The organism is Streptomyces sp. NPDC043876 (genome assembly GCF_056435825.1).
Genome location: NZ_JBWKDV010000009.1, coordinates 366,602 through 387,448, shown reverse-complemented (window position 1 = coordinate 387,448; position 20,847 = coordinate 366,602). Strand labels below are relative to the sequence as shown.

Here is a 20,847-nt window from a genome sequence, read left to right as displayed (position 1 = left end):
GAGTCTTCCTAGGAGGCGGCCCCGGCCCCCTTGGCGAACTTCTTCCACTGCGCGGTGACGACCTCCGGCGGCACTCCGCCGAAGTCCTTGATGTCGAGGACGTCGGAGCGGAAGGAGAGCGTGACGGAGCCGGAGCGGATCACCGTCAGGTACTTGAAGAGGGAGAGGTTCTTGTCCTTCACGTCCTGGACGACGATCCGGTACGCCTGCGCCTCGTCCCCGAGCTTCGGCGGCGGTACGGGCTCCACCCGCAGGATCCGGCCCTCGGCGAGCATCCGGTCCTCGGTGTAGCCGCCCGCGCAGCTCTTGCCCGCGGCCGCGAGGGAGGTCAGGGCCGCCTTCGCGCCGGCTCCGTCGTAGGAGCGCAGCAGGATCTCGGTGACGACGGCCCGCATCTCGTCGGGCACGTCGGTCTTCACGTAGGCCTGGGCGCGGTGGCCCGCCCGGCCGAGGCTGGTCAGCGGCCGGCAGGCGGCCGGGGTGGCCTCGTACGACTCGTTCATCGGCTCGTCGAGGACCGGCTCGTCCGCCTCGTAGGCGCCGGCCTTCTCGCCGGGTGCCAGGGCGAGGGCCTTGAGCTTGTCCGCTGCCGGGCCCTGGGCCGCCGGGGGCGGCGTGCTCGTGGCCGTCGCCCGGGGCGCGGGCACGCCCGTCTCCCGGTCCTGCCGGCCGCCGCACCCGGTGGCGGCGGCGACCAGCAGCAGCACCGCCGTGGCCGCCCCCGCCGCGCGCCGCGGCGCCGTGTTCCCCACCCTGTTCATCGTGTTCCCGTCCCGTTCGGATCATGCAGAGGACACGATTGTGCGGGAGATCAGCGGATGGGCCGGTGCACGTTCTCGTGCGCGGAGGGTCCGGGGGTGGCGTCGGCGATCCAGGGGCCGGCGCCGGAGGGGTCCAGCACGCCTTCTTCGAGCCAGGTGTAGACCCCGCCGAGCACGCCCTCGACCACCGTGCGGTCCAGGTCGTCGGTGTTGGCCCACAGGCGGCCGAAGAGCTCCTCGACCCGCAGCCGGGACTGCCGGCAGAAGGCATCGGCCAGCTGGTAGGCCTCGCGGCCGTGCTCGCCGGTGGCGCGCAGGTGCTCGGCCCGGACACAGGCGGCGCTCATGGCGAAGAGTTCGGCCCCGATGTCGACGATCCGGCCGAGGAAGCCCTGTTTGGTCTCCATCCGGCCCTGCCAGCGGGACATCGCGTAGAAGGTCGAGCGGGCGAGTTTGCGGGCGCCGCGCTCGACGTACCGCAGGTGGGTGGCGAGGTCGGGATGCCCGTCCGGGTGGAAGGCGCGGTAGGAGCCGGGGACCTGCCCGGGTCCGGTCGCCAGCTTGGGCAGCCAGCGGGCGTAGAACCCGGCGGCCCTGGCGCCCGCCCTGGCCTTGTCGCCCAGCGCCTTGTCGGGGTCGATGAGGTCGCCCGCCACCGCCAGGTGGGCGTCGACGGCCTCGCGCGCGATCAGCAGGTGCATGATCTCGGTGGAGCCCTCGAAGATCCGGTTGATGCGCAGGTCGCGGAGCATCTGCTCGGCGGGGACGGCCCGTTCGCCGCGGGCGGCGAGGGACTCGGCGGTCTCGAAGCCGCGGCCGCCGCGGATCTGGACCAGTTCGTCGGCCATCAGGCAGGCCATCTCGCTGCCGTACAGCTTGGCCAGCGCGGCTTCGATGCGGATGTCGTTGCGGTCCTCGTCGGCCATCTGCGAGGCCAGGTCGACCATCGCCTCCAGGGCGAAGGTGGTAGCGGCGATGAAGGAGATCTTGGCGCCGACGGCCTCGTGCCGGGCGACGGGCCGCCCCCACTGCTCGCGGGCCCCGGACCATTCGCGGGCGATCTTCAGGCACCACTTGCCGGCGCCGACGCACATCGCGGGCAGGGAGAGCCGGCCGGTGTTGAGGGTGGTGAGGGCGATCTTCAGACCGGCGCCCTCGGGGCCGATCCGGTGCGCGGCCGGGACCCGCACGCGGTGCAGCCGGGTGACGCCGTTCTCCAGCCCGCGCAGGCCCATGAAGGCGTTGCGGTGCTCGACGGTCACGCCCGGCGAGTCCGCCTCGACGACGAAGGCCGTGATGCCGCCCTTGTGGCCGTCGGACTTCGGCACCCGGGCCATGACGACGAGCAGGTCGGCGACCACGCCGTTGGTGGTCCAGAGCTTCACGCCGTCCAGGACGTAGCCGTCCTGCCCGTCCGGCACGGCCGTGGTGGCGAGGCGGGCCGGGTCCGAGCCGACGTCCGGTTCGGTGAGCAGGAAGGCGCTGATGTCGGTGCGGGCGCAGCGCGGCAGGAAGAGGTCCCGCTGCTCCTGGGTGCCGAAGAGCTTGAGCGGCTGCGGGACGCCGATGGACTGGTGCGCGGAGAGCAGGGCGCCGATGGCGGGGCTGACGGAGCCGACGAGGGCCAGGGCCTTGTTGTAGTACACCTGGGTGAGGCCGAGGCCGCCGTACTTGGTGTCGATCTTCATGCCGAGGGCGCCGAGTTCCTTGAGGCCGCGCACGGTCTCGTCGGGGATCCGCGCCTCGCGTTCGATGCGGGCGCCGTCGATCTCGCTCTCGCAGAAGGCCCGCAGCCGCTCCAGGAAGGCCTCGCCGCGCCGGACGTCCTCGGGGGCGGGCAGCGGATGGGGGTGGATCAGGTCGAGCCGGAAGCGCCCGAGGAAGAGTTCCTTGGCGAAGCTGGGCTTGCGCCAGTCCTGCTCCCGGGCCGCCTCCGCGACCTGCCGTGCCTCGCGCTCGGTCACCTTGGGCTGTGTTGCGGACATGCGCAGCTCACCTCGCCGCCGAATCGGATGATCGGGTGATTACCGGTCGGTGCCACCAGGGAGTCGTACCCGCTCGGAGCCGTCGGGAAAAGGGGACGGCCCGAACCCCCGCACAGTGGGTTCGGGCCGTCGGCTCGTGGCCGCCGCAGTCGGCTCAGATGTCGAGGCCCGTGAGGACCAGGACGCGCTCGTAGGTGTAGTCGTCCATGGCGTAGCGGACGCCTTCGCGGCCCACGCCGGACTGCTTCACGCCGCCGTAGGGCATCTGGTCGGCGCGGTAGGAGGGCGCGTCGCCGACGATCACGCCGCCGACCTCCAGCTCGCGGTGGGCGCGGAAGGCGGTCTGGATGTTCCGCGTGAAGACGCCCGTCTGCAGGCCGAACTTCGAGTCGTTGACGGCGGCGAAGGCCTCGTCGACGTTCTCGACCTTCTGCAGGGTCAGGACCGGTCCGAAGACCTCCTCGCAGGCGAGCTTGACGCCCGCGGGCAGCTCGGCGACCACGGTCGGCTCGTACGAGGCGCCCTCGCGCTTGCCGCCGGTCAGCAGCTTGGCCCCCGCGGCCACGGCCTCGTCCACCCAGGACTCGACGCGCTTGGCGGCGTCCTCGGAGACCAGCGGGCCCACGTCGGTGCCCGCGTCGGACGGGTCGCCGGTGACCTGGGCCTGGACCTTGGCAACGACCTTCTCGACCAGGCGGTCGTAGACGGAGGCGTCGGCGATCACTCGCTGCACCGAGATGCAGGACTGGCCGGCCTGGTAGTTCGAGAAGGTCGCGATCCGGGTCGCGGCCCATTCGAGGTCGGCCTCGGAGGACCAGTCGTCCAGGACGACGGCCGCGGCGTTGCCGCCGAGCTCCAGGGTGCAGTGCTTGTGGGGCACCGACTGCTGGATGGCGTAGCCGACGGTGTCGGAGCCGGTGAAGGAGATGACGGGCAGCCGCTCGTCCTTGACCAGGGCCGGCATCTTGTCGTTGGCCACGGTCAGCACGGACCAGGAACCGGCCGGCAGGTCGGTCTCCGCGAGCAGCTCGCCGAGGATCAGACCGGAGAGCGGGGTGGCCGGGGCGGGCTTCAGGATGATCGGCGCGCCGACGGCGATGGCCGGGGCCACCTTGTGGGCGCACAGGTTCAGCGGGAAGTTGAACGGCGCGATGCCGAGGACCGGGCCCTTGACGAAGCGGCGGGTCAGCGCGAGGCGGCCGACGCCGCCGGCGTCGGTGTCCAGGCGCTGGGCCTCGCCGCCGTTGAAGCGGCGGGCCTCCTCGGCGGCGAACCGGAACACGGACACCGCGCGGCCGACCTCGCCGCGGGCCCACTTGATGGGCTTGCCGTTCTCGGCGGAGATCAGCTGGGCGATCTCCTCGGTGCGCTCGGTGAGCCGCTTGGACACGTGGTCCAGGGCGGCGGCCCGTACGTGGGCGGGGGTCGCCGAGAACTCCGCGGTCACGGCGTGGGCGGCCGCCACGGCCTCCTCGACCTGCGCGTCGGTGGGCACGCTGACGGTGCCCACGACGCGGCCGTCCCAGGGGGACGTGACGTCGAAGCTGTCCTCGCCGGTGGCCTGGCGACCGGCGAGCCAGAAGGCGTGGGTGGAAGTCATGGCGAATCCCGGCCCTTCGGAGTGTGTGCGGAGTCCTTGTCCCTCCCACCGTAGGACTCCGCCGCGGATTCGGCGCTTGTCCGGCGTGGAGTGGCGCCCGGCCGCGGTGCGCCGGTTTGTCAGGGGACGGGCGGGCCCGAGCCATACCCCCGGTACGGGCTCCCGGCGCGCGGGGTCAGGACGGCGCGTCGGCGCCGGTGACCTTCAGGGCCAGCCACAGCTCCATCCGGACGTCCGGATCGTCCAGGGAGCGGCCCAGGATCTCCTCGACCCGGCGCATCCGGTAGCGCAGCGTGTGCCGGTGCACCCCCAGCTCGGCGGCGGCCGCGTCCCACTGCCCGTGCCGGGAGAGCCAGGCCCGCAGCGAGGCGACCAGGTCCCCGCGGCCGGTGGCGTCGTGGTCCCGCAGGGCGCGCAGGGTCCCGTCCGCGAAGGCCCGTACGGCGTCGTCGGCGAGCAGCGGCAGGACGGAGCCCGCGGCCAGCTCGTCGTGTTCGACCAGCGGGCGGCCGCGCCGCCGGGCGACGACCAGAGCCTGGTCAGCCTGCTTGTGGGCGCCCGCGGCGCCGGCGGGCGCGGCGGGCGCGGACACGCCGATGACCAGTTCGTCCGGTTCCGGGCCGACCGTTTCGCGGCCGCGGCGGGCTTCGAGCGCTTCGGCGTGGTCGGACACCGCCCCGGCGGCGGCCCCCCCGTCGGCGGCGAGCACCAGCAGCCTGCCCGGCTCGGTCACCACCAGCAGCGCCTCGCCGCTGCGGGCGGCGGCCGATTCGACGGCGTCGGCGAGCAGCGCGAGGCCTTCGGGCTGGGCGGTGCCGGGCAGCGCGGGTTCGGCGATGACGAGCCGGAAGGGCGCGTCGAGGAGTCCGCCGTAGAGGTCGCCGGCGACGGCCCGCGCGTGGTCGGTCTGGCCGTCCAGCAGCAGCCGCAGCACGGCGGCGCCGAGCCGGGATTCGGCGTCGTGCAGGGAGCGGGAGCGCTCGGTGGTGAGGGTGAGGAGGGCGACGGCGGAGTGCACGGCGTACCGCTCCGCGGTGCCCAGCGGGGCGCCCGTACCGACGGCGAGGGCGCCGCGGGCGCGCCGCCCGGTGCCCAGGGACTGGAGTTCGACCCGGTCCTCGGAGCCGCCGACGACGGCGCTGGCGGGGGCGGGCCGCTCGCGCAGCCGCTCGACGTCGGGGGTGAGCCGGGCGGCCCGGCGCGCGGCCCACTCGGGAGCGGCGGCGACGACCGCGCCGGAGGTGTCGTAGAGCGCGGCCCAGCCGTGGACGTGCGCGGCGAGCTTCGCCAGGAGTTCGGCGGCGCCGTCGGCGGAGAGCGCGGCCCGGGTCAGCTCGCGCTGGGCCTCGAAGCCGGCGGTGACGGCCCGGTACTGGTCGGCGGCGAGGGCCGCCGAGACGACCTTGCTGATCGCGAGGAAGGGGGTCCGGCGCGGCACCTCCAGCAGGGGCAGGTCCTCGGCGCGGGCGGCCTCGACCAGCGCCTCGGGGACCGCCTCGTAGTTGACGCCGACCGCGAAGCCGAGGCCGACGACTCCGGCGGCGGCGAGCCTGCGGACGTAGCGGAGCATCTCCTCGGGGTCCTCCGCGTCCAGCTTCATCGCGGTGATCAGCAGCAGCTCGCCGCCCTCCATGTAGGGGACGGGGTCGGCCAGCTCGCTGACGTGGGCCCAGCGGACGGGGGTGTCCAGGCGGCTCTCCCCGGCCCGCACGCCGAGTTTGAGCGCCGAGTTCTGCACGAGCGAGGCGAGGGTGAGCGGCATCGGTTACCAGCGGCCTTTGGCGAGGGGGATTTAGCCGTGTCGTAGGAACGGCTCTCCTCGATTCTGCCACCCCGTACGGGTCGCGGCCCGCGCGCGGGCCGCCCGCGCTCAGCCCGCCAGGGAGACGAGCAGCGGAGCCGCCCGTTCCCCGTCCACCGAGGTCAGCGAGAGGACGGCGTGCCCCGGCGGCACGGAGTGTGCCAGGTCCGAGGCCGACCACCGTTCCCGTTCCACCTGGCGGACGGTGACGGCGTCGGTGGTCACCGCCTTGCCGGTGACCAGCTTGCGGAAGGCGTGGATCGCGCGGGTGAGCGGCTGGTCGGCGAAGACGGTCCGGCTGGTGACGTCCCGGGCCTCCACCCATTCGGTGCCCCAGGCCTCGGCGAAGCGCTTGCCGTCCCAGGTGGTGACCCCGGAGAAGGCCATCCGGCAGCCGACGGCGCCGAGCAGCGGGGTGCGCAGCGGTTCCGGTACGTCGTCCAGGGTGCGCAGGGTGAGCAGGACCCCGGCGTGGGCCGAGCGCAGCCGCTGGACCCCGCGCACGGTCTCCGGGGTGAGGGTGTGCGAGGCGTCGTCGAAGGCGAGGAAGGCGAAGAGGGAGCGGTCGGTGCGCAGCGTCGCGGCGGCGGTGAACTGGGCGAGCAGGAGCCGGGCCAGCATCCGGGAGGCGTCGGCGTGCCCGCGTTCGGGCAGGTCGATCCGGACCCGGACGGGGTGTTCCAGGGAGCGCAGCGAGAAGGGCCGCCCGGTGGCGTCACCGGCGCCGACGTCGAAGAAGGAGGCGAAGGCGGGCCGGTCGAGGAGGGCCACCCGGTCGGCGAGCGCGGGACCGGGGTCGGCGGCCGCCCCGTGCTGGCGCTCGCGCGCGTCGAGTTCGCGCAGCATCGGGTACTGGCCGGCGCTCTCCAGCCGGGCCCGCAGGGCGGCGAGGGTGGCGGGCACCTGGTCCAGGAGTTCGCGCAGTTCGGGGACGGCGGGGAAGCGGCCGTACGCCGCCCGGAAGGGACCGATCAGCTGGGCCAGGGCGGTGGCGGCCCGGCGCACGTCGAGCCCCGCGACGTCCCCGACGAAGGCGTCGGCGAGCAGGGTGGCCGCCTCGTCGGGGTCGGTGGTGCCGCCGTAGAGGTCCAGGTCGTAGGCGGAGCCGGGGTCGCCGATGCGCACGACGACGTCGTAGGCGGTGTCGGGGCCGAGCTGGGCCCCGGCGGCGGCGACCACGATGACGGCGGCCTGCCCGGCCAGGGCCTGGAGGGCGAGGGATTCGACGACGGGCCGCACCAGGCGGCGCGTCTTGCCGGTGCCGGAGGGTCCGACCGCGAGCAGCGAGGTTCCCAGCACGGCGGGGTCCAGGGCCAGGCAGGTGCCGCGCCGGGGGTAGGGGTTGCGGGGGCCGTCCTCGACGGTGCCGAGGAGGACCTGGCGGGCCAGCAGGTCGTGCCGGGCGGCGCGGACGGGCAGGTCACGGGCGCCGGACGGGTGGACGCAGGCCCCGGCGCCCTTGGTGCGGACGGCCTCGGCGAAGGCCCGCAGCCGGGAGGGGTCGGCCCGCACGGACTCCCAGGCGCGCCGGATCCGGGTGTAGTCGACGTCGTTCATCCGGCCGGCCGCGATGTCGGCGCCGAGCCGCTCGGCGGCCTCCGCGAGACCGGCGGCGCGCAGCTGCTGCCAGCCGACGGGGTCCTCGGCGCTGCCGGGTTCGATGCGGGCGGGGGCACTGGGGTGCGCGGCCCGGGCGGCGGGCCGCAGGAGCCGGCGCAACAGCTCGGGCCAGCGGCCGAGGCGGCCGAAGCCGATGACGAGGGCCAGCATGACCAGGCCGTACCAGACGTAGGCGGCGGCCACGGAGAAGGAGTCGTGGTTCCAGGCGTCGGGGGTGAAGGCGTAGAGCGGCCAGAGCCAGAAGCCGCCGAGGTAGCCGTTCCACAGCAGGGACCACAGCAGCAGTCCGGCCAGCAGCGAGATCAGGGCGCCGCTGATCAGCTGGCGCAGCGGCGTCAGCTCGGGGGCGACGGCGGCGCGCGGCACGTGGCCGTACGTCCACAGGCCCGGGCCGTCGGCGCGGCGCGGGGTGCGCAGCCAGTCGGCGAGGGTGGGCCCGCCGCCGGGGGCGTGGGCGGGCCGGGGCGGGGACCCGGCGGAGCCGGTCCCCGGTGACCCGGCGGGCCGCGGGCCGTCCGCTGCGGGCCGTTCCTTGGGCAGCGGAGGCAGCGGGGGCAGCGCGGGCGGCGGCCCCGCGGGCCGGGGCACCTGGCCCGGCCGGAGCGCCTCCCGGGCCGGGCCCGGGCCGGGCGCGCCGGACGCGGGCGCGCCGTACGCACCCGGCGTGCCGTGCGCGGGCGTGCCGTGCCCGCCGGGCGTCTCGTACGCCCCGTGCGCGCCCTGCGCCCCTTCGGCGCCGTGCGTCCCGTCGGTGTCCATGAACCCAAGCCCCCTGCCCGTTCACCGCGCTGTGCGCGGCGTGCCGCGTGCGTGCCGTGCCGCGCGCTCAATCTAGCCGCCGGGGGCGCTCCGCGGCCCGTACCCCGTCATGATCCACGAGGGGCGCGCCGGATCGCTCCTATGGCCGCCACGGACAAGGACACGCGGGCACCACTCCCGATCGGCGCATGCCCTACCCCCTCCGCCGGGCCTAGCCTGCGGACAACGACACAAGTGCGTCCGAAACCCCCCAGGAGCCCCCTATGACCGCTGTCCCGCAGGAGCGCCGCATCGTCACCGCGATCCCCGGCCCCAAGTCGCAGGAGCTGCAGGCCCGCCGCCTCCAGACGGTGGCCGGCGGCGTCGGCTCCGTGCTCCCCGTCTTCACGGCCCGCGCGGGCGGCGGCATCATCGAGGACGTCGACGGCAACCGCCTGATCGACTTCGGTTCCGGCATCGCCGTGACCTCGGTCGGCGCCTCCGCCGAGGCCGTCGTGCGCCGCGCCTCCGCGCAGCTCGCCGACTTCACCCACACCTGTTTCATGGTCACGCCGTACGAGGGGTACGTCGAGGTCTGCGAGGCGCTGGCCGAGCTGACCCCGGGCGACCACGCCAAGAAGTCGGCCCTGTTCAACTCGGGCGCCGAGGCCGTCGAGAACGCCGTCAAGATCGCGCGTTCGTACACCAAGCGCCAGGCCGTCGTCGTCTTCGACCACGGCTACCACGGCCGCACCAACCTGACCATGGGCATGACGGCGAAGAACATGCCGTACAAGCAGGGCTTCGGCCCGTTCGCGCCCGAGGTCTACCGCGTCCCGGTCGCCTACGGCTACCGCTGGCCGACCGGCGCCGAGAACTGCGGCCCCGAGGCCGCCGCGCAGGCGGTCGACCAGATCGTCAAGCAGATCGGCGCCGAGAACGTCGCCGCGATCATCATCGAGCCGGTGCTCGGCGAGGGCGGCTTCATCGAGCCGGCCAAGGGCTTCCTGCCCGCGATCGTGAAGTTCGCCAACGACAACGGCATCGTCTTCGTCGCCGACGAGATCCAGTCCGGCTTCTGCCGCACCGGCCAGTGGTTCGCCTGCGAGGACGAGGGCATCGTCCCCGACCTGATCACCACCGCCAAGGGCATCGCGGGCGGTCTGCCGCTCGCGGCCGTCACCGGCCGCGCCGAGATCATGGACGCCGCGCACGCGGGCGGCCTGGGCGGCACCTACGGCGGCAACCCGGTGGCCTGCGCCGGTGCGCTCGGTTCCATCGAGACGATGAAGGAGCTCGACCTCAACGCCAAGGCGAAGAAGATCGAGTCCCTGATGAAGGCCCGCCTGACCGCGATGGCGGAGAAGTTCGACATCATCGGTGACATCCGCGGCCGCGGCGCGATGATCGCGATCGAGCTGGTCACCGACCGCGCGACCAAGGAGCCGAACCCGGCCGCCACGGCCGCGCTGGCCAAGGCCTGCCACGCCGAGGGCCTGCTGGTCCTCACCTGCGGCACCTACGGCAACGTGTTCCGCTTCCTGCCCCCGATCGTCATCGGCGAGGACCTGCTGAACGAGGGCCTGGACATCATCGAGAGCGCGTTCGCGACCATCTGAGGCGGTCCCTGACGGGACCCGGGGAGGGCGGCGTGCGGGCGCGGGCGAACACCCGAGCACCACGCTCGATCCCCTGCTCGATCGATACCGCCGGTAACGGTCGGGCGCTGTGAAGAAGGTGTGGGGGGCCGATGGCGGGAGCGCGTTCTCGCTGTCGGTCCCCCTTTCGCTGACGTACGGTTTCTGCAGATGAGTGAAACAGCCCGCCCGCGGGATTCCGCGGGCGACCCTGGCAACGGGCTTCCCCAGCGCCGTACCGGGCATGCGTTCGCGCACACTCCTCACCGATCGGACAGCCGTTCACTCCACACCCCCCGGGGTGGGCGGCAACCCGGTCCGGGCGGCCGTCCCGGAACCACCCCCCCTGTTCCGGGACGGCCGGCCTTTCGGTCCCCCCTCCCCCCGCGCTCCCGCCTCCGGCTCCTCGCGCAGGGCGCCGCCGCGTGGGCCGCTTTCGCACTGATCACCTGGCAGGTCCTGGCCGCGGGCCCGCTGCTCGTCCCGGACGAGCGGCTGAGCCGCGCCGTGGTGCGCACCGTGCCCGACGCGGTCACCGAACGCCTCTCCGACCTCGGCAACGTCCAGGTCGCCGTGCCGGTCCTGCTGCTCGCCATGGCGTACGCCGTCCACCGCGCCCGGCGGTGGCGGCCCGCGCTGGCCGCGGCCCTCGCGATGGCCCTGGTGCCCGCGCTGGTCGTGCCGCTCAAGGCCTGGACCGCGCGGCCGGGCCCGCTGGAACCGTGGGCCTCGGGGTACTTCCCCTCCGGCCACACCGCCACCTCGGCCGTCGCCTACGTGGGCGCCGCCCTGCTCGTGGGCCCGTACGCCCGGCGCCCGTGGCCGATGGCCGCGGCCCTGCTGCTCTCGGGGGCCACGGCCGCCGGCCTGGTGCTGCGCGGGTTCCACTGGCCGCTGGACGTGCTGGCCAGCTGGCTGCTGTGCCTGCCGCTGCTCCTCTTCGTGGGCGCCGTCAGCCGAAGTAGCCGTGGAAGTTCTTCGAGAACTCCCAGCCGCCGAACCGGTCCCAGTTGACCGACCAGGTCATCAGGCCTCGCAGCGCGGGCCTGCTGCCGTGGGGCTGGTAGCTCCCGCAGTTCGTCTTCTTCGTCAGGCAGTCCAGGGCCTTGTTCACCTCGGCGGGCGCGGTGTGGCCGTTGCCCGCGTTGGTGGTGGCCGGCAGGCCGATGGCCACCTGGTCGGGGCGCAGCGGCGGGAAGACCCGTGCGGCGTCGCCCGCGACGGGGAAGCCGGTGAGCAGCATGTCGGTCATGGCGACGTGGAAGTCCGCGCCGCCCATGGAGTGGTACTGGTTGTCGAGGCCCATGATCGAGCCCGAGTTGTAGTCCTGGACGTGCAGCAGGGTGAGGTCGTCGCGCAGGGCGTGGATGACCGGCAGGTAGGCGCCGGCGCGCGGGTCCTGGCCGCCCCAGGGACCGGAGCCGTAGTACTGGTAGCCGAGCTGGACGAAGAAGGTCTCGGGGGCCATGGTCAGGACGAAGCCGGGGCCGTACTTGGCCTTCAGCGTCTTCACGGCGGAGATCAGGTTGACGATTCCCGGGGTGGTGGGGTTGCGGAAATCGGTGTCCCCCGTCGCCAGGGAGAGCGAGTGGCCCTCGAAGTCGATGTCGAGGCCGTTGAGCCCGTACTCGTCGATGATCTTGCCGACGGAGGAGACGAAGGCGTCCCGCGCGGCCGTGGTGGCCAGCTGGACCTGGCCGTTCTGGCCGCCGATGGAGATCAGCACCTTCTTGCCCGCGGCCTGTTTGGCCTTGATCGCCGCCTTGAACTCGGCGGGGCTCTCCACGCCCGGGCACTCGGTGACGGGGCAGAGCCGGAAGCGGATGTCGCCGGAGGTCACCGAGGTGGGTTCGCCGAAGGCGAGGTCGATGACGTCCCAGGAGGAGGGCACGTCGGCCATCCGCAGGTAGCCCGAGCCGTTGGCGAAGCTCGCGTGCAGGTAGCCGACCAGCGCGTGGGCCGGCAGCCCGGGGGTGCCGGGGTTCCCTGCTCCGGTGGTGCTCGCCGAGAGGACCGGGCCGCGCGGGGACTCGCCCGCGGCGTTGCGCGCGCTGACCTGGAAGGAGTACGCCGTGGACGCGGCCAGGCCGGTGACGGTCACCGAGGTCCCGGTGACCGCGAGCGGCGCCGCGCCGTCCCGGTAGAGGGTGTAGCCGGTGGCGCCGGTGACGGGCGACCAGGACAGGGTCAGCGCGTCGGCGGTGGCTCCGGAGGCGGTCAGGCCGGTGGGGACGGCCGGGGGCTGGGGCTGGCCGGGGCCGGTCCCGCCGGGGTCGGGGCCGACCAGGGCGATGTCGTCGGTCAGGACCGGGCCCTGGCCGTACCAGCCGTGGGTCCAGACGGTCACGGAGGTGGTGGCGGGGCCGGTGCGGAAGGAGGTGGTGAGCTGCTTCCAGGCGCCCGGGGACTGGGTCCAGGTGGACACGTCGGTGGTGCCGGTGCCGCTCGCGCCGAGGTAGGCGTACCCGCCCTGCACCCACGCGCTGAGCGTGTAGGCGGAGTCCGGCTTGACGGTGACGCTCTGGGCGCACTGGGCGGGGTCCTGGCCCGCCGGGGTGGCCTTGAGGGCGGAACTCCCGCCGTGGACGGGGGTGCTGACGACGGCTCCGCTGCCCGCGGAGCAGGCCCAGCCGTCGAGGCCGGACTCGAAGCCGCCGTTGCGGACGAGGTCGGTGTCGGCCGCCACGGCGGGCGGGCCCGCGGTCAGCAGACCGGCCACCGCCAGGGCGGCGGCCGTAAGTACGGACAGTCTTCTGCGCACAACTGCCTCCGGAGCATGGGGGGATGGAGGGGAGGAGTGGCGCTCAAGATGGTCCAGACCAATGCTCTTGTCAAGGCTTCCGGTCCTCCTTCGCCGCGGCGGACCCGGCCACCTGGGCCGCCGCCTCGTGCATCGCGAGCTCCAGTACGGCCGGATCCGTGAGCGTGCCGTGCCCGTCCGGCACCACCAGCCAGCGCACCCCGCCGGTGGCGCGGCCCGGGTACGGGACCACGATCCAGGTGCCGCGCCCGGCGCCGCGCACGCCCGTACCGAGCCAGCGCGAGGCGGTGCCCGCGGGAACGAAGAAGCCCAGCCGGGCGTCGCCGAAATCGGCGAGCACCGGGCCGGGCTTCTCGATGAGCAGGGTCAGGACGTCGAGGGTGGCCTGCCCCAGCTCCCCCGGCAGGATCAGCACGTCCCAGCGCCGTCCGGCGGGCAGCAGTGCCACCCCGAGGGGGTTGTGCTCCCATTCCCACCGGCAGGCATCGGGGTCGGGCGCCGCCGAAACCAGCCACTCCACTGCCGTCTTGGCCTCCGGGACTGTCATCGCCCGGCCTCCGCTCTCTCTCCGTGTCGAGGAAGGTCCTCACCCGGAGAGAGCGGAGTCGGGGGCGGTCATGACGCGGGTTCCGTCACTCCGTGGTGGTGAAGCGGGTCACACCGCGGTGACGGCCGTGCGCCCTGACGCCCCGGCGCGGGCCGTCAGCTGTCGAAGCCGAGCCCGAAGCGGTCCAGCGTCTTCAGCCAGAGGTTGCGGTGCCCGCCGCGGGCGTCGGAGCGCGCCAGCGACCACTTGGTGAGCGCGATCCCGGTCCAGGCGAACGGCTCGGGCGGGAAGGGCAGCGGCTTGCTGCGCACCATCTCCAGCCCCGTGCGCTCTCCGCGCACGCCGTCCAGCAGGTCCAGCATCACGTCCGCGCCGAAGCGGGTGGCGCCCACGCCGAGGCCGGTGAACCCGGCGGCGTAGGCCACCTTGCCCGCGTGCGCGGTGCCGAAGAACGCGGAGAAGCGCGAGCAGGTGTCGATCGCCCCTCCCCACGCGTGGCTGAAGCGCAGGCCCTCCAGCTGCGGGAAGCAGGTGAAGAACTGCTCCGCGAGCTTGAGATAGGTCTCGGGGCGGTGGTCGCGCTCCGCGTCGAGCCGGCCGCCGTAGGGGTAGATGGCGTCGTAGCCGCCCCACAGGATCCGGTGGTCGGCGGTGATGCGGAAGTAGTGGAACTGGTTGGCGCTGTCCCCGAGCCCCTGCCGGTTCTTCCAGCCGATGGCGGCGAGCTGCTCGGCGTTGAGCGGCTCGCTCATCAGCGCGTAGTCGTAGACCGGCACCGTGTACGGCCGGATCCGCTTGACCAGGCTGGGGAAGATGTTGGTGCCGAGCGCCACCCGCCGGGCGAAGATCCGGCCGTAGGGGGTGCGTACGGCCATTCCGGCGCCGGAGGCGGCCAGGTCCAGGCCGCGCGTGTTCTCGTAGATCCGCACGCCGAGGCCGATGCAGGCGCGCTTGAGGCCCCAGGCGAGCTTGGCCGGGTTCAGCATGGCCACGCCCTCGCGGTCCCAGACCCCGCCGAGGAAGGTCGGCGAGTCGACCTCGGCGCGCAGCGCGTCCCGGTCGAGCCACTCGGAGCCCCCCGCGAGGCCGAGGCGCTTCGCCTCCTCGTGGAGTTCGCGCAGCTCCTCGACCTGGTGGGGTTCGGTGGCCACGTCGATCTCGCCGGTGCGCTCGAAGTCGCAGTCGAGGGAGTATCGGGCGACGGCGGCCTCGATCTCGTCGAGGTTGCGGGCGCCCAACTCCTCCAGCTTCGCGAGCTCGCCCGGCCAGCGGGCCAGCCCGTTGGCGAAGCCGTGGGTGAGGGAGGCGGCGCAGAAGCCGCCGTTGCGGCCCGAGGCGGCCCAGCCCGCCTCGTGGCCCTCGATCAGGACGACGTCCCGGCCGGGATCGCGCTCCTTGGCGATGAGCGCGGTCCACAGTCCGCTGTAGCCGCCGCCGATGACGAGCAGGTCGCAGCGCTCGTCGCCGGTCAGGGCGGGCTCGGGGGCGGGCTTGCCGGGGTCGTCCAGCCAGTACGGGACCGGCAGTGCTTCGGAAAGGGATCGTGCAGCGGTGCGCATGGCAACTGGGGCCATGTCTTCCAACTCCCTACGGAATACGGTTACTTGGGTTGAGCCTTTTTGCGGCGGTTGCCGATCGTCATGCCGGCGAGGACCACCAGTACCGCGATGACGAACATCGCCGTACCGATGACGTTGATCTGCACGGGCGTACCGCGCTGGGCCGAACCCCACACGAACATGGGGAAGGTGACGGTGTTGCCCGAGTTGAAGTTGGTGATGATGAAGTCGTCGAAGGAGAGCGCGAAGGAGAGCAGCGCGCCCGCCGCGATGCCGGGTGCGGCGATCGGCAGGGTGACCCGCAGGAAGGTCTGCACGGGTCCCGCGTAGAGGTCGCGGGCGGCCTCCTCCAGCCGCGGGTCCATCGACAGGACGCGGGCCTTGACGGCGGCGACGACGAAGCTGAGGCAGAACATGACGTGGGCGATCAGGATCGTCCAGAAGCCCAGCTGGATGCCCATGTTGAGGAAGAGGGCCAGCAGCGAGGCGGCCATCACGATCTCGGGCATGGCCATCGGCAGGAAGATCAGCGAGTTGACCGCGCCGCGCGCCCGGAAGCGGTAGCGGACCAGCGCGAAGGCGATCGCCGTGCCGAGGACCGTCGCGCCGAGGGTGGCCCACACGGCGATCTGGAGGGAGAGCGAGAGGGAGCCGCACAGGTCGGCGACCCCGCAGGGGTCCTTCCAGGCGTCGAGCGAGAACTCCTGCCAGGCGTAGTTGAACCGCCCGGTGGGGTTGTTGAAGGAGAAGACCGTGACGACGAGGTTCGGCAGGATCATGTAGGCGAGCGTGCCGAGGCCCGCGATGACCACGAGGTCGCGCCGGAGCCGGGTGAGGAGAGTGCGCATCAGACCAGGTCCTCCGTTCCCGCTCGGCGGATGTAGACGGTGACCATCACCAGCACGATGGCCATGAGGATGAAGGAGAGCGCGGCCGCGGTCGGGTAGTCGAGGATCCGCAGGTACTGCGACTGGATGACGTTGCCGATCATGCGGGTGTCGGTGGAACCGAGCAGCTCCGCGTTCACGTAGTCGCCGCTCGCCGGGATGAAGGTGAGCAGGGTCCCCGAGACCACGCCGGGCATCGACAGCGGGAAGGTGACCTTGCGGAAGGTGGTGAAGGGGCGGGCGTACAGGTCCCCGGCCGCCTCGTGCAGGCGGGTGTCGATCCGCTCCAGCGAGGAGTAGAGCGGCAGGATCATGAAGGGGAGGAAGTTGTACGTCAGACCGCAGACCACGGCCAGCGGGGTGGCGAGCACCCGGTCGCCCTCGGTCATCCCGAGCCAGCTGGTGACGTCCAGGAAGCCGACCGCGTTCAGGGCCCCGACCACCGGACCGCCGTCGGCCAGGATCGTCTTCCAGGCCAGGGTGCGGATCAGGAAGCTGGTGAAGAAGGGCGCGATGACCAGGATCAGCAGGAGGTTGCGCCACCGCCCCGCCCGGAAGGCGATCAGGTAGGCCAGCGGGTAGCCGAGCAGCAGGCACAGCGCGGTCGCGGTGCCGGCGTAGACCAGCGAGCGCAGGAACTGCGGGTAGTACTCGGTGAAGGCGTCCCAGTAGGTCTGGAAGTGCCAGGTGACCTTGAAGCCCTCCTCCAGCGAACCGGTCTGCACCGAGGTGGAGGCCTGGTAGACCATCGGCAGGACGAAGAAGACGAGCAGCCACAGGATGCCGGGGAGCAGCAGCCAGTACGGGACGAGCCGCTTGCGCACCGAGGGCTTGTGGACCGGCGGCCCCTCGGCCCGGGGCGGGGCTTCGGTGACGGTCATGCCCCCTCCTCCACCGTCAGCGCGCCCGCGTCGATGTCCTGGTCGGCGTCGAGGCCGAAGGTGTGCGCGGGGTTCCAGTGCAGGATCACCTCGGCGCCGGGGGTCAGGCGCGCGTCCCGCTCGATGTTCTGGGCGTAGACCTCCAGTTCCGGGCAGACCGGGCTGTCGACGACGAACTGGGTGGAGACGCCGATGAAGGAGGAGTCGACGATCCGGCCGGGGACCTTGTTGCGGCCGGCCGCGATGGTGTGCTCCTCGTCCGCGTGGGCCAGGGAGATCTTCTCGGGACGCACGCCGACCAGCAGTTTCCCGCCGGCGCGGGGCGTGGTCGAACATCGCGGCGCGGGCAGCCGGAGCTTCGTGCCCGCGGAGCCGACGACGATCTCCTCGGCGCCGGCCTCCAGGACCTCGGCCTCGATGAGGTTGGAGGTGCCGAGGAAGTTGGCGACGAAGGTGGTGCGCGGGTTCTCGTACAGCTCGGCGGGGGCGCCCATCTGCTCGACCCGGCCGCCGTTCATCACGGCGACGGTGTCGGCCATGGTCATGGCCTCCTCCTGGTCGTGCGTGACGTGCACGAAGGTGATGCCGACCTCGGTCTGGATGCGCTTGAGCTCCAGCTGCATCTGGCGGCGCAGCTTGAGGTCGAGGGCGCCGAGGGGCTCGTCGAGGAGCAGCACCTGCGGGTGGTTGATCAGGGCGCGGGCGACGGCGACGCGCTGCTGCTGGCCGCCGGAGAGCTGGTGCGGCTTGCGGCGGGCGAACTGGCCGAGCTGGACCAGCTCCAGCATGTCGTCGACCTGCTTCTGCACGGACTTGACGCCGCGGCGGCGCAGTCCGAAGGCGATGTTCTCGGTGACGTCGAGGTGGGGGAAGAGGGCGTAGCTCTGGAAGACGGTGTTCACCGGGCGCTTGTAGGGCGGCAGGTGCGTGACGTCGCGGTCGCCGAGGTGGACCGTGCCGGTCGAGGGCTCTTCCAGTCCGGCGATCATGCGCAGGGTGGTGGTCTTCCCGCAGCCGGAGGCGCCGAGCAGGGCGAAGAAGGAGCCCTGGGGGATGGTGAGATCGAGCGGGTGCACGGCGGTGAAGGAGCCGTAGTGCTTGCTGATCCCGGTGAGGCGGACGTCGCCGCCCTCGGTCTTGTCAGTCATGGAGGGATCCCGGAGTTGGATGCGGTCAAGGGGGCCGGAACGGGGGCCGACGGGCAGGCCGGGTGGGCCGGCCGGGGTAGCCGGCCTAGGCACCGATGAGCTTGGTGAACTTCTCCTCGTACGCCGTCTCTTCCTCGCTGCTGAGGGACCGGAAGGCGTGGGACTTGGCGGTCATCGCCTTGTCCGGGACGATCAGGGTGTTGTCCGCGAGGGCGGGATCGATCTTGGCGAGATCGTCCTTGACCCCTTCGACGGGGCAGACGTAGCTGATGTACGCGGCCAGCTGGGCGGCGACCGGGAGCTCGTAGTAGTAGTCCATGAGCTTCTCGGCGTTCGCCTTGTGCCGGGCGTGGGCCGGGACCAGCATGTTGTCGCTGGAGGTGATGTAACCGGCCGCGGGGATCGCGTACTTGATGTCCGGGTTGCCCGCCTGGAGCTGGATGACGTCGCCCGCCCAGGCGAGGCAGGCGGCGAGGTCGCCCTTGTCGAGGTCGGCGGTGTAGTCGTTGCCGGTGAAGCGGCGGATCTGCTTGCTGTCCACGCCCTTCTGGAGCCGGCCGACGGCGCCGTCGAAGTCCGCGGTGGTGAAGTTCGCCGGGTCCTTGCCCTGGTCGAGGAGGGTCATGCCGACGCTGTCGCGCATCTCGGTGAGGAAGCCGACCCGCCCCTTGAGCGTCGGGTCGTCCAGCAGCTGGGTGACGGAGTCGACCTTCCTGCCGTCGGTCGCCTTGGCGTTGTAGGCGATCACGGTGGAGATGCCGGTCCACGGGTAGCTGTAGGCGCGGCCCGGGTCCCAGTCGGGGCTGCGGAACTGCGGGGACAGGTTCGCGAAGGCGTGCGGCAGCAGCGCGGGGTCGAGCTTCTGCGCCCAGCCGAGCCGGATGATGCGGGCGGCGAGCCAGTCGGTGACGACGATCAGGTCGCGGCCGGTGTCCTGGCCGGCCGCGAGCTGGGGGCGGATCTTGCCGAAGAACTCGACGTTGTCGTTGATGTCCTCGGTGTACTTGACCTTGATGCCGGTGCGCCGGGTGAACGCGTCCAGCGTGGGACGGGTCTTCTCGTCGTCGCTGGTGTCCATGTACTCGGTCCAGTTGGAGAAGGTGATCTCCTTCTCCCCGGCCGAGTGGTCGTCCGAGGCGGCCTGGGCGCCCGTACCGGTCCGCTGGGCGGGCGGGATGCCGCAGCCACTCAGCGCCGACAGGCCGCCGAGGGTGAGCGCTCCGACGCCGGAGGCACGCAGCAGCGAACGGCGGGTCAGGGCGCCGCGCCCGCTGGTGAGACTGCGCCGCATCGCGGCGAGCTGCGCCGCCGAGAGGCGGTCGGGCTCGAACTGCTCCATGAACTGTGCCCTTTCGGGAGGTGTGGGCCGCTGGTCAGGCAGCGTGGGTTATCTGTCCCCGAAGATCGTGCGGTGCCAGTCCTTCTCGGCGACTGCGGTGATGTCGTACATGACGTGCTTGATCTGCGTGTATTCCTCGAAGGAGTAAGCGCTCATGTCCTTGCCGAAACCACTCGCCTTGTAGCCTCCGTGCGGCATCTCGCTGATGATCGGAATGTGGTCGTTGACCCACACGCATCCGGCCTTCAGCTCGCGGGTGGCCCGGCCGGCCCGGTAGACGTCACGGCTCCAGGCAGAGGCCGCGAGGCCGTACGGGGTGTCGTTGGCCAGCGCGATGCCCTCGTCGTCGCCGTCGAAGGACAGGACGACGAGCACCGGACCGAAGATCTCGCTCTGCACGACCTCGCTGTCCTGCGCGGCCCCGGCGATCAGCGTGGGCCGGTAGTAGGCGCCCTGGGCGAGGTCCCCGCCGGGGATCTCGCCGCCGGTGACGATGGTGGCGTAGCCGCGGGCGCGCTCGACGAAACCGGCGACCCGGTCGCGCTGCGCGTGCGAGACCAGCGGGCCGAGGTCGGTGGAGGGGTCGAAGGGGTCGCCGAGCCGGACCGTCTCCATCAGTTCGGCCACCCGGGCGACGAAGGCGTCGTGCAGCGGGCGCTGGACGTAGGCGCGGGTGGCCGCGGTGCAGTCCTGGCCGCTGTTGATCAGCGAGGCGGCGACCGCGCCGTGGGCGGCGGCTTCCAGGTCGGCGTCGTCGAAGACCAGGAAGGGCGCCTTGCCGCCCAGCTCCAGGTGGAGCCGCTTGACGGTGGCGGTGGCGATCTCGGCCACCCGCTTGCCGACGCCGGTGGAGCCGGTGAAGGAGGTCATCACCACGTCGGGGTGGCCCACGAGGTGCTCCCCCGCGACCCGGCCCGCGCCGGTGACGATGTTGATCACGCCGTCGGGGATCCCGACCAGCTGGGCCGCCTGGGCGAACATCAGCGAGGTCAGCGGGGTCAGCTCGGCCGGCTTCAGCACGATCGTGTTGCCGGCAGCGATCGCCGGGAGGATCTTCCAGGCAGCCATCTGGAGCGGATAGTTCCAGGGGGCGATGGAGCCGACCACGCCGATCGCTTCACGGCGCACGGAGGAGGTGTGGTCCCCCGAGTACTCGGCGGCGGCCTGCCCCTGGAGGTGGCGGGCGGCGCCCGCGAAGAAGGCGGTGTTGTCGATGGTCCCCGGTACGTCGAACTCCGTGGACAGCTTGACCGGCTTGCCGCACTGGAGGGACTCGGCGTGGGCGAAGTCGTCGGCCTGCTCGGCCAGTACGGCGGCCAGCCGGTGCAGGGCGTCCGAGCGCTCGCCGGGGGTGGCCCCGGACCACCTGGGGAACGCCCGCTTGGCGGCGGCCACGGCCTCGTCGACATCGGCCGTGCCCGCCAGCTCGTAGGTGAGGACCTCGTCTCCGGTGGCCGGGTCGACGACGGTGTGTGACGCGCCCGAGGTACCGGCTCTCAGCCGGCCGTCGATGAATTGCGCGCCGTCTGTGAAGCGGTCTTTGACCTGGAAGCGGTTGCCCATCGCGCTCTCCGTAGCTACAG

At 72.6% G+C, this 20,847-nt stretch carries 15 protein-coding genes; 2 read left to right on the top strand and 13 right to left on the bottom strand.

The window, feature by feature from the left end:
• Nucleotides 1-8: 8 nt before the first annotated feature.
• The 5 genes from AC0693_RS27775 to AC0693_RS27755 all read right to left on the bottom strand — a co-directional run bounded on the left by AC0693_RS27775 (nt 9) and on the right by AC0693_RS27755 (nt 8,526).
• The gene (locus AC0693_RS27775; RefSeq protein WP_478803169.1) at nt 9-752 is read right to left on the bottom strand and encodes a hypothetical protein; all 744 of its coding nucleotides are present in this window, start codon (nt 750-752) and stop codon (nt 9-11) included.
• Nucleotides 753-811: 59 nt separating this feature from the next.
• Nucleotides 812-2,746, bottom strand: coding sequence for an acyl-CoA dehydrogenase family protein (locus tag AC0693_RS27770; protein ID WP_478803168.1), 1,935 nt, complete (start codon nt 2,744-2,746; stop codon nt 812-814).
• A 154-nt stretch (nt 2,747-2,900) separates the two neighbouring features.
• Entirely contained in the window at nt 2,901-4,346 is a 1,446-nt protein-coding gene (locus AC0693_RS27765) for an aldehyde dehydrogenase family protein (protein ID WP_356407797.1), read from the bottom strand.
• A 175-nt stretch (nt 4,347-4,521) separates the two neighbouring features.
• A complete protein-coding gene (locus tag AC0693_RS27760) occupies nt 4,522-6,108 on the bottom strand; it encodes a PucR family transcriptional regulator (RefSeq protein WP_478803167.1) in 1,587 nt (528 codons plus the stop codon).
• 108 nt (nt 6,109-6,216) lie between these two features.
• A complete protein-coding gene (locus tag AC0693_RS27755) occupies nt 6,217-8,526 on the bottom strand; it encodes an ATP-binding protein (protein ID WP_478737201.1) in 2,310 nt (769 codons plus the stop codon).
• Between the two features lie 263 nt (nt 8,527-8,789).
• Between AC0693_RS27755 and gabT the strand changes: the two genes are divergently transcribed.
• Both gabT and AC0693_RS27745 read left to right on the top strand, forming a co-directional pair.
• On the top strand, nt 8,790-10,124 hold the full coding sequence (gene gabT, locus AC0693_RS27750) for a 4-aminobutyrate--2-oxoglutarate transaminase (RefSeq protein WP_469318336.1): 1,335 nt from the start codon (nt 8,790-8,792) through the stop codon (nt 10,122-10,124).
• A gap of 525 nt (nt 10,125-10,649) precedes the next feature.
• On the top strand, nt 10,650-11,156 hold the full coding sequence (locus tag AC0693_RS27745; protein ID WP_478803166.1) for a phosphatase PAP2 family protein: 507 nt from the start codon (nt 10,650-10,652) through the stop codon (nt 11,154-11,156).
• On the opposite strand, the gene AC0693_RS27740 is transcribed toward AC0693_RS27745, so the two are convergent.
• From AC0693_RS27740 to AC0693_RS27705, 8 genes are all read right to left on the bottom strand, one after another.
• A complete protein-coding gene (locus AC0693_RS27740; protein WP_478803165.1) occupies nt 11,095-12,903 on the bottom strand; it encodes a chitinase in 1,809 nt (602 codons plus the stop codon). The genes AC0693_RS27745 and AC0693_RS27740 overlap by 62 nt on opposite strands.
• A gap of 70 nt (nt 12,904-12,973) precedes the next feature.
• On the bottom strand, nt 12,974-13,450 hold the full coding sequence (locus AC0693_RS27735; protein ID WP_469318333.1) for a hypothetical protein: 477 nt from the start codon (nt 13,448-13,450) through the stop codon (nt 12,974-12,976).
• Nucleotides 13,451-13,605: 155 nt separating this feature from the next.
• Nucleotides 13,606-15,024, bottom strand: coding sequence for an NAD(P)/FAD-dependent oxidoreductase (locus AC0693_RS27730; RefSeq protein ID WP_478803164.1), 1,419 nt, complete (start codon nt 15,022-15,024; stop codon nt 13,606-13,608).
• 26 nt (nt 15,025-15,050) lie between these two features.
• A complete protein-coding gene (locus AC0693_RS27725; RefSeq protein ID WP_468464160.1) occupies nt 15,051-15,857 on the bottom strand; it encodes an ABC transporter permease in 807 nt (268 codons plus the stop codon).
• The gene (locus AC0693_RS27720; RefSeq protein ID WP_356407824.1) at nt 15,857-16,777 is read right to left on the bottom strand and encodes an ABC transporter permease; all 921 of its coding nucleotides are present in this window, start codon (nt 16,775-16,777) and stop codon (nt 15,857-15,859) included. The genes AC0693_RS27725 and AC0693_RS27720 overlap by 1 nt, the downstream gene beginning before the upstream one ends.
• Complete coding sequence (locus tag AC0693_RS27715) at nt 16,774-17,925, bottom strand: ABC transporter ATP-binding protein (protein ID WP_478803163.1); 1,152 nt, start codon at nt 17,923-17,925, stop codon at nt 16,774-16,776. Before AC0693_RS27715 ends, AC0693_RS27720 begins: the two co-directional genes overlap by 4 nt.
• Nucleotides 17,926-18,010: 85 nt before the next feature.
• Nucleotides 18,011-19,264 (bottom strand): polyamine ABC transporter substrate-binding protein, encoded by a 1,254-nt coding sequence (locus AC0693_RS27710; protein ID WP_478803162.1) that lies wholly within the window; start codon nt 19,262-19,264, stop codon nt 18,011-18,013.
• 48 nt (nt 19,265-19,312) lie between these two features.
• On the bottom strand, nt 19,313-20,827 hold the full coding sequence (locus AC0693_RS27705; RefSeq protein ID WP_478803161.1) for a gamma-aminobutyraldehyde dehydrogenase: 1,515 nt from the start codon (nt 20,825-20,827) through the stop codon (nt 19,313-19,315).
• Nucleotides 20,828-20,847: the final 20 nt, after the last annotated feature.

Coding starts and splice junctions, on each gene's coding strand:
- AC0693_RS27770 (WP_478803168.1), bottom strand. CDS start 2,746: ATGTCCGCAACACAGCCCAAGGTGACCGAGCGCGAGGCACGGCAGGTC.
- AC0693_RS27765 (WP_356407797.1), bottom strand. CDS start 4,346: ATGACTTCCACCCACGCCTTCTGGCTCGCCGGTCGCCAGGCCACCGGC.
- AC0693_RS27760 (WP_478803167.1), bottom strand. CDS start 6,108: ATGCCGCTCACCCTCGCCTCGCTCGTGCAGAACTCGGCGCTCAAACTC.
- AC0693_RS27755 (WP_478737201.1), bottom strand. CDS start 8,526: ATGGACACCGACGGGACGCACGGCGCCGAAGGGGCGCAGGGCGCGCAC.
- gabT (WP_469318336.1), top strand. CDS start 8,790: ATGACCGCTGTCCCGCAGGAGCGCCGCATCGTCACCGCGATCCCCGGC.
- AC0693_RS27735 (WP_469318333.1), bottom strand. CDS start 13,450: ATGACAGTCCCGGAGGCCAAGACGGCAGTGGAGTGGCTGGTTTCGGCG.
- AC0693_RS27730 (WP_478803164.1), bottom strand. CDS start 15,024: ATGGCCCCAGTTGCCATGCGCACCGCTGCACGATCCCTTTCCGAAGCA.
- AC0693_RS27725 (WP_468464160.1), bottom strand. CDS start 15,857: ATGCGCACTCTCCTCACCCGGCTCCGGCGCGACCTCGTGGTCATCGCG.
- AC0693_RS27720 (WP_356407824.1), bottom strand. CDS start 16,777: ATGACCGTCACCGAAGCCCCGCCCCGGGCCGAGGGGCCGCCGGTCCAC.
- AC0693_RS27715 (WP_478803163.1), bottom strand. CDS start 17,925: ATGACTGACAAGACCGAGGGCGGCGACGTCCGCCTCACCGGGATCAGC.
- AC0693_RS27710 (WP_478803162.1), bottom strand. CDS start 19,264: ATGGAGCAGTTCGAGCCCGACCGCCTCTCGGCGGCGCAGCTCGCCGCG.
- AC0693_RS27705 (WP_478803161.1), bottom strand. CDS start 20,827: ATGGGCAACCGCTTCCAGGTCAAAGACCGCTTCACAGACGGCGCGCAA.